The following is a 9,368-nucleotide window of genomic DNA, read 5'->3' on the forward strand; positions in this document are numbered from 1 at the left end:
TCCCCACTAACGTAATAATCAGCTTTTCAAATTCTAAGGGGGAGTGCCCACCCTACATGAAACGCTCTATTGAAAGGCGTGGAAGTTATCAGTTTTAACTCTCCCGCTACTCCCTACTCCCTACTCCCTACTCCCTACTCCCTACTCCCCATTCCCTATCAAACCACTGCGATCCCGCAAGGCTAAAACTGTGAATGTAACTAAAGTTCCTAGTAAAGCTGCACCAAGAGATTGATGTGCTACAGTCAATGGTTCAACTTGTAGATGCAGCCGAAACGTAGCCACACCGAGAAGGATTTGTAAAACTACCAAGATAGCCGCAATATTTGCTAATTGGCGTAAATATGGATTTAAACCAGCTGTGCGCCATGCCATCCAAACAACTGTCAACGTTGCCACAGTTGGCGGCACTACACCAAAAATGTGACTGTTAATTACAGTACAGAGTTGAGATGCCCCAAAGCATTGATGTAGTGCCCATTGGGAGGCAACCAATCCACCCAGCAGACTTTGTAAATAAACTAAAATTGCGGCGGTTAAGCCTATCCAAGGTAATTTGTCAACCTTACCCGTACCTTGGTAGGGAAGAAGTGCTGTGCCAATAGCGAGCAAAGTGCAAAAAAATAGCAGTGCTGTGCCTAAGTGAGCTGTGACTATATCAAACCGCAGTAGTTCAGTAACAGTCAATCCACCCAGGATAGCTTGGGACAAAATTAGGAATAAGGCTAAGGTAGCAGCCCAAGGTAGCCAGTTGGGTAAAGAACGACGTTCCCACCAGGATAAACCAGCCAAAGCGATGGTGCTTAAACAAACCAAACCCGCATCAAGTCGGTGAAACCACTCCAAAAAGACTTGAAAATTCATTTGCTGACTTGGCACTAACTGACCATAACACAGAGGCCAATCAGGACAAGCTAAACCTGCATTCATCACCCGTGTGGCACTGCCAACTGCCATCAACAGCAGGGTAGCGATCGCGATTTTCCAGACTAGACTGCGGATGCGATCCTTAGCTTGGGGGAGTTGCTTGGCTGTAACACCATGCTGATGAAGGACTGATTCTGTCATTTACCAACCACCAAAAAATTTACCAAACCCTGAGTACCCACTCATTACCGCTCTTTTCGATGGGAGCGGTAGGCTATTGCCTCTCAACTATAACTAAGTATCTTTTCCAGTGTTAACGATCCCCCAGCAATTCCCTCATACCTTTAGATATTTTTCAGATTGTTAGGCTGCGATCTACAAATCTCATACTTACTTCAACTAAGTTTACATTTCTTTAATTATTGGAGAGCGGGTCACAGATATGCTATGGGAGGTGATATCTGGACTGAATGCCTTATCCTGCAATTATTTGCGCCATGGAAATTTGGCATCCACCAATGGTGTCACCCCAAAAACAACCTAAAAAATATATAAAGATTAACGGTTCTTACCCACTTAACTCTTGAGCTGCTTTAGATTAGTAAACGACAGGAGACCTAATATCAAGGGTTTGATGGTAACAATTCTCCATCTGCATACAAAATAATACGTCCCTATTCCTATCGGTAGGAGGTTGCCTCAACCGTGAACATTCCAAGTAACATTACAACTCTAATCGCTGGCATCGTCCTCACCTTAGTCAGTCTCTGGTACGGTAAAAATCACGGACTCATGCCAGTAGCGGCTTCTGAGGATGCTAGCCGGGTGGACGACATCTTTAACCTGATGATGACTGTCGCCACAGGTTTATTTATCCTGGTTCAAGGCGTGCTGATTGTTTCATTCTTCAAATTTCGTCGCCGGAAGGACGATCAAACAGACGGACCGCCAATTGAAGGTAATATTCCTCTAGAGATTCTGTGGACTGCGATTCCTGCGGTGATCGTTTTGATCATCTCCGTCTACAGTTTCGAGATTTACAATGCCATGGGAGGACTCGATCCGATGGTATCCCACGATCGTGCAAAAATGGCACAAATGAGTGAGGGTGACTCCTCAGCACCACAAAACTTGATTGCGTTTAATCCAGGTAAAGGGGCAATTGCTCTCGGATTAGGTGCTACGCCAAATAAACAAGGTGAGGCACCAGATCTCACTGTTAATGTTTTAGGTGTACAGTATGCCTGGATTTTTAGCTACCCAGACTTAGGAATTGGTGGCGGAGATCTCCATCTGCCAGTGGGGAAACAAGTTCGACTAAATATATCAGCAGCAGACGTGATCCATTCTTTCTGGCTACCAGAGTTTCGGATTAAACAAGACGCTATTCCTGGCAGGGATGCAGTACTAACCTTCACACCAAATAGGGTAGGTGAATATCCTATAATTTGCGCGGAACTCTGTGGTTCTTATCATGGCGGAATGGTTACTAAACTCTACGTCCATAGTACCGAAGACTATCAGGCATGGCTTCAATCTCAGCAAATCGCCACTACCGATGATTTGAAAGAAGCCATCGCAATAAATCCCGCACAACTCTCAGACAGCGAATTTTTAGCCCCCTACGCTGGTGAAATCGGGATCGACTCCCAAACCCTACAGCAAATCCAATAATGTTGTTAGTTATTGGTTGTTAGTTGTTAGTTGTTAGTTTTTAGTTGTTTGTTGTTAGTCAAAAAACCAATAATAAATAACAAATAACAAAAAACCAATAACAAACAACCAACAACTAACAACAAAAAACCAATAAGCAATAATCCCATGTCAACTCAAGCAACAGAATCCCTATTGACCAAAGATTCTGGTCAGGGAAAAGAGCCAAAACAAAGAGTTTGGCAAGATTACTTTACATTCAATACAGACCACAAAGTAATCGGTATCCAATACATGGTTACCTCATTTGTGTTCTATTTTATTGGTGGCGCTCTCGCAGGAGGAATCCGGACAGAATTAGCAACACCTGCTTCTGATTTCGTAGATCCGGAAACCTACAACCGACTATTTACGATGCACGGGACGATTATGATCTTCTTCTGGATCATTCCCGCAGGTGCAGCCTTCGCTAACTATCTGATCCCCTTGATGATAGGTGCCGAAGATATGGCATTCCCGCGACTTAATGCGGTGGCTTTTTGGATGGTTCCTCCTGGCAGTTTGCTATTATTAAGTAGCTTTTTCTTTGGTGCGCCAGAGTCTGGGTGGACTTCTTACCCTCCATTGAGTTTGATTAGCAGCAAAGTGGGTGAGGGAATTTGGATTTTTAGCCTCCTTGTAATTGGGACTTCTTCAATTCTCGGTGCAATTAATTTTTTGACCACCATCTTGAAGATGCGAATACCCACCATGGGGATTTATCAAATGCCCCTATTTTGCTGGTCAATGATTGCTACTTCCGCTCTAGTTTTAATTGCCACACCAGTTTTAGCAGCAGCACTGATTCTGCTCTCATTTGACTTAATTGTGGGGACTAATTTCTTTAACCCCGCAGGTGGAGGAGATCCCGTTGTTTATCAGCACATGTTCTGGTTTTACTCCCATCCGGCTGTGTACATTATGATATTGCCATTTTTTGGAGCAATTTCAGAAATATTGCCAGTCCACGCTCGCAAGCCAATCTTTGGCTATCGCGCGATTGCCTATTCCAGTTTAGCCATTGCCTTTTTGGGGTTAATTGTGTGGGCGCACCACATGTTTAGCAGTGGTACTCCGGGTTGGTTACGGATGTTTTTCATGATCACTACAATGGTTATCGCTGTCCCCACTGGAATTAAGGTATTTAGCTGGTGTGCCACAATTTGGGGCGGCAAAATCAGCTTTAATAGTTCCATGCTTTTTGCTATGGGATTTATTTCTGCCTTTTTAATTGGCGGTTTGAGTGGTGTGATGTTGGCATCAGTACCCTTCGACATACATGTCCACGACACATATTTTGTCGTTGCTCACTTGCATTATGTTCTCTTTGGTGGTAGTGTTCTTGGCTTATTTGCTGGGTTCTACCACTGGTATCCGAAGGTGACAGGAAGGATGATCAATGAAACATTAGGAAAAATTCACTTTTTCCTGACGTTTATTGGTCTAAATATTACTTTCTTACCCATGCACCAGTTGGGATTATTGGGAATGAATCGACGAGTTGCCCTCTACGATCCTAAATTTCAAACTTTGAATATTATTTGCACTGTTGGAGCCTATATTATGGCTGTTTCAACATTGCCCTTCATCATTAATGTGTTGTGGAGTTTGAAACGTGGTGCTAAAGCAGGTCGCAATCCTTGGCGGGCTTTAACGTTAGAATGGCAGACTAGTTCTCCTCCAGCAATTGAGAACTTTGCAGAGGAACCCATTTTGTGGTCAGAACCTTACGAATATGGCATTGACAGCTATAGTATTGACAGCGATCAACAGGTTGAGGCAATTCTGGCTGAAGTAAAAGCGGATGTTTAGTTGTTAGTTGTTAGTTGTTAGTTGTTGGTTGTTTGTTATTTGTTGCTTGTTAAGAAGGGGATCTAAATGCCAACCAATAACCAACAACCAACAACCAATAACCAATAACCAATAACCAACAACAAAGAACCAATAACCATACCAAAGGAGTTTATGCAGAGTTCAACCATCGATCCGTCTAAAACAGCCCTAAATTATCATAATTCAGAGGAAACAGTCACTCAACATGGAGCGCATCACGATTTTCGGATGTTCGGAGTTGCTGTATTTTTGATTGCTGAGAGTATGATTTTTCTCGGCTTGTTTACTGCTTTTTTGATTTACAAATCTACACTACCTGAATGGCCTCCAGCAGGAACACCAGAGTTAGATTTATTGCTGCCGGGAATTAACACAATCAATCTAATTTCTAGCAGTTTTGTCATGCACAAAGGTCAAAGTGCGATTAAGAAGAATGATATCTCTGGGTTGAAAATCTGGTTTGGCATCACGGCTTTGATGGGAGCGTTATTCTTAGTTGGACAGGTTTATGAATACAGTCATCTGGAATTTGGTTTGACTACAAATTTATTTGCCAGTTCCTTTTTTGTCTTGACTGGGTTCCACGGATTGCACGTTACGGTGGGACTTTTACTAATTTTGGCAGTATTGTGGCGCTCGCGCAAGGCGAATCACTATTCTAGTGCAGAACATTTTGGTGTGGAAGCGGCGGAGTTATACTGGCACTTTGTTGATGTTGTGTGGATTATTCTCTTCGCACTGGTTTATTTGCTCTAGTTGTTGTTGGTTATAGGTTATAGGTTATAGGTTATAGGTTATAGGTTATAGGTTATAGGTTATTAGTTATAGGTTATTAGTTATTAGTTATTAGTTATTAGTTATTAGTTATTAGTTATTAGTTATTAGTTATGTATACCGATCAATTTATTTTTAAATCCCGACTCATTATATGAAGATTTAATAGTGAACAGAATCGATATAAATCTCAATCGAGTTGACAGACAATTATGGCAGCGGTTTTGGACTATCGCAAAACCCTACTGGTTTGGTAATGAAAAATGGGGCGCGAGAGGATTACTCCTGATTTTATTAGGGTTAGCATTACTCAATAGTTCTCAGGAAATACTCCTCAGCTATATGAATCGGGATCTGATTAATGCCCTCGCCCATAAAAATATCAAGGCTTTCTACGAAACGATTGCTCTTTCTCTGGGTATAATTGCCATAGCAGTACCATTGAATGCCTTATCTGACTACGTGCAACGGAAGCTAGCTTTGTACTGGAGGCGGTGGTTAACTGAGCGGTTTATTTCCCAATACTTTGACAATAGAGCTTACTATCGGATTAACTCAGATCCCACAATTGATAACCCGGATCAAAGAATTGCTGAAGATATCAAAAGTTTTACTAACGTATCCCTCGACTTGTTAGTTATGCTTCTAACATCTGTCATTACTTTGATTGGTTTTATCGGGGTGATGTGGTCAATTTCTATCCCCTTAGTAATCATATTAGTTATCTACTCTACTCTTGGTACTTTTGGTACAGTATGGTTTGGCAAAAGATTGATTGGACTAAACTTTAATCAAAGTAAGAAAGAAGCTGATTTTCGCTACGGTTTGATTCATGTAAGAGATAGTGCTGAATCGATTGCTTTTTATCAGGGGGAAGGAAGAGAAGTAGATCGAGTAAAAGAGCGATTTAATGGAGTTTATCGGAACTTCAATCGGATACTAAAATGGGAACGTAATCTTAGTTTATTCACCCAAAGCTACCAACACTTAGCGCATTTATTTTTGCCATTTTTAGTTCTTGCGCCGCTCTACTTTTCAGGACAAATTAAGTTGGGAGTGATTACCCAAGCCACTAAAGCATTTGATAAAGGATTAAAATCAATGTCCCTTATTGTGCTTAAGTTTGAAAAGCTTAGTGAATTTGCTGCTGGTATAAATCGTTTGGGATTGTTCGCTCAAACTATAGAAAATCCAGATATCCTTGCCAAAGTTGGACTGCCAACTATTGATACCGTAGTTGATGAACAAGTAGCCCTCGCCCACGTCACATTGGAAACTCCAAACTATCACAATACACTAGTTCGCGATTTATCAGTAACAGTAGCAGCGGGAGAAGGGTTACTAATTGCGGGACAAAGTGGTACGGGAAAAAGTTCCCTATTGAGAGCAATTGCGGGATTATGGCAAGCGGGTACAGGTCGTATTTCTAGACCAAATTTAGGGGATATGTTATTCTTGCCACAGCGTCCTTATCTGATTCTTGGTTCCCTGCGAGATCAGTTATTATATCCTCACACAAATCGGGATATTTCTGAATCGGAATTGGATCTGATTTTGAAACAGGTAAATCTCGCGCACTTACCGGAACGAGTGGGAGGATATGAGGTAGAGTTAGACTTTGTAAGCGTTCTATCTTTAGGAGAACAACAGCGGTTAGCATTTGCCCGACTTTTACTTAGCAAACCGCGCTACGCTATCTTAGATGAAGCGACAAGTGCTTTAGATCTAAAAAATGAGCAATCTCTTTACCAATCTTTAAAAGATTTGGGTATCACTTATATCAGTGTGGGGCATCGATCGAGTTTATTAAAGTATCATTCCTCTGTTTTGGAATTGTTAGGAGATTGCCGTTGGCGTGTGACTCCAGTGGAAAAATATCAAGATGGGGTGTTGATTTAAACCTATAGAGCAATTTTCAGGTATGTGAGGTACAGAGAAACCCGGTTTCTTGAAGAAACCGGGTTTCTGGATTGTATTTAATGTCGATGAGACTTAAGACTCAGGTATACTGACATTCAGGACATAACCTTTCAATTGAGTTGTTCCCTTAGTAAATAGATTCTAACAATTACTACCCACTTTCGGCGATATCTAATCGCCAATAACTAATCTAAACGACAGAATTTGCGATCGCGATCGAATTGTGGCTCTTGCCAGGAAAAGGCAAAATGGCTCACCCCATTAATCCCCGGTATCCGAGTGCGGATTGCCTCCATCTGAGCCTCCAAAGATGGACGATTACTCACCGATTTACCCCAAGTTCCCGCTAAAGCTGGCATCACCATCGTCTCAGAGGATGCCCTATCTGTCACTCGCCTGACTAAATCCTCAATACAATTAGTACGCCCACATACCCCGTAAGACATCGGATGCCACTCCAGCATCGGGGAGAAATGATCCCAAGGTTGGAGTCGGGAATCGTACCCACCTTGCCCCACTATTTGATTACCGTCGGGAAAAAATACTGCCCCCGCTTTGATTCCAGCACGTTGAGCGGGAAGTGAGGCTACTGCAAGAAAGTCTAATACTCCTTGGGCAGCGTGAGCAACTGATAACTGCCACAATTGCCAGTTTAGGGTAGCTCCGGAATCGCTAGCGTCAGGAATTCTACCTTGCCAAAGGGGAGTTTCTTCTGTTGGATAGAGTTTCTTCACCTCTTCTAGATCCCTATTACCAATGGAACCCTTACTGATATAGCGTTTAATTAACTCTAGTCCTTGATTATTTAATGCTCTACCATAGAGTGCTTGGGTAGAAGCATCGCTGTAAATCCACAAATCTTTGACATTACTAGCAACAGAATCTGAACCACTGCCACGAGGATAACGAATATAGTCAAATAAAATACCATCTGGCCGTCTTCTTAAGACTGCCTGTACGAGCTGATAGTAATCGCTTTTGGCTTGATTATTGTAAGGATCGATGAAGGTTTGGGAGCGATCGTCCACATAGGTTAAACTCGTTTCTCCTCTACCATTAATAGCTAGCACCCCTTGCCTATCCGGGCGCTGGGCATAGTTGTAGCCAAAATTCATCGAAAACATCCAGGCGTAAACCTGCAAACCCCGCTCATGTCCTTTTTGAATAGCTTGAGCTAATAAATCTATACGCTCAGTACCAGGGGAGCGCAAAGCAGACGGCCAAACTGTTGGGTTATCGGAAGATGGGAGAAACACCTGTCCATCAAAAAAGACTTCAACGTAGACTTGATTGTAGCCACGATTCACAATCCGATCTAGAATATCATCAATTGCCCCAGCCCGGGTATCACAGGGATACAACCGCAGCCAAACCGCCTGATTTTGAGGCCAAGTGCGATTGCGACACTGTTGTAAGTAAGTCGCGTGCTGTTTTAAAATCCCTTTGTAGTCTTTATCAGCATCCACGCTACCTTTTAAAGCCTTGAGCCGTAAATTTTCTTTTTGGGAAACTGCCTCTTGTGTAAATTTACAATAATTTGACGTTTGAGCATGAGCCGCTTGAGTCAACCACACCTGACTGACTAAACTACTGCTAATCCAGAGTGCTGCGACACTGCTGCGATAAAGATGTCGCCAACACCGCTTCATTGGCAGAAAACCATTAAACATTCCTACAAACACCACAAAAGAACACCAACTCTGTGCGATCGCAAAATAAAATATCTTAACTTAATCTGGGCTTTTTTCTCCTTTCACCGATCTTGCCAATATTCCGGAAAATTGATTGGGAATGGGAACCGAAAATCGTTGTGACATCCTCCTGCGCTAAATCGGAGATTATAGCGCAGGCTTCCCAAAATCACTTTTGGGCATTCCTAGTTCTTCCCTTACAGGGTTTCGCCTCTGACCTAGACTGACTTGCATCAATCCCCGGCAGACCGACTGCATAGGCGTTTTCTATTCCGCAGAGTCCCTGCGTACTCAGTTGTTCTAGTCCACGCAATCTGATTACTTCTGAGGCTGCGTGGTCTCTATCTGTTTCATATCCACATGCACCACATTTATGAACTCATTGTTACCACTACTTCCCATCTATCAGCTTTCCTCAATATCCGTCCCTGCTTGACTACAAACCCTTCTGGGATGGATCTATGCAGGTTGATGGGCATCTTTCCGACCTTGGGCAGGTTTATTTGCCAGCCAGTAATCGGGTTGGTTTTGAATTGAGGAAACAGGATGGACTTCATTTGCCCAAACTTTTTGAAGCGGGGGAAGCCAAAC

General features: G+C 42.6%; 6 protein-coding genes and 1 pseudogene. 4 read left to right on the forward strand and 3 right to left on the reverse strand.

Features of this window, described 5'->3' with window-relative positions:
* Window positions 1-141: 141 nt before the first annotated feature.
* Complete coding sequence (locus NJ959_RS20340; RefSeq protein ID WP_254013567.1) at window positions 142-1,068, reverse strand: COX15/CtaA family protein; 927 nt, start codon at window positions 1,066-1,068, stop codon at window positions 142-144.
* A 504-nt stretch (window positions 1,069-1,572) separates the two neighbouring features.
* On the opposite strand from NJ959_RS20340, the gene NJ959_RS20345 reads away from it, so the two are divergent.
* From NJ959_RS20345 to NJ959_RS30475, 4 genes are all read left to right on the forward strand, one after another.
* Window positions 1,573-2,541, forward strand: coding sequence for a cytochrome c oxidase subunit II (locus NJ959_RS20345; protein WP_254013568.1), 969 nt, complete (start codon window positions 1,573-1,575; stop codon window positions 2,539-2,541).
* Between the two features lie 147 nt (window positions 2,542-2,688).
* Entirely contained in the window at window positions 2,689-4,371 is a 1,683-nt protein-coding gene (gene ctaD, locus NJ959_RS20350) for a cytochrome c oxidase subunit I (protein WP_254013569.1), read from the forward strand.
* Window positions 4,372-4,524: 153 nt separating this feature from the next.
* Window positions 4,525-5,148 carry a cytochrome c oxidase subunit 3 gene (locus NJ959_RS20355; protein ID WP_254013570.1) on the forward strand — a complete coding sequence of 208 codons (624 nt, stop codon included), beginning with the start codon at window positions 4,525-4,527 and terminating at the stop codon, window positions 5,146-5,148.
* 186 nt (window positions 5,149-5,334) lie between these two features.
* A complete protein-coding gene (locus tag NJ959_RS30475) occupies window positions 5,335-7,065 on the forward strand; it encodes an ABC transporter ATP-binding protein/permease (protein WP_254013571.1) in 1,731 nt (576 codons plus the stop codon).
* Window positions 7,066-7,271: 206 nt separating this feature from the next.
* Here the strand turns inward: NJ959_RS30475 and NJ959_RS20365 are convergent, their stop codons facing one another.
* Complete coding sequence (locus NJ959_RS20365) at window positions 7,272-8,756, reverse strand: family 10 glycosylhydrolase (RefSeq protein ID WP_254013572.1); 1,485 nt, start codon at window positions 8,754-8,756, stop codon at window positions 7,272-7,274.
* Between the two features lie 395 nt (window positions 8,757-9,151).
* Window positions 9,152-9,368, reverse strand: a pseudogene (locus tag NJ959_RS30785) (RNA-guided endonuclease TnpB family protein); the annotation flags it as partial.

This window comes from Limnofasciculus baicalensis BBK-W-15, from assembly GCF_024178385.1.
Classification (GTDB): Bacteria; Cyanobacteriota; Cyanobacteriia; order Cyanobacteriales; family Coleofasciculaceae; genus Limnofasciculus; species Limnofasciculus baicalensis.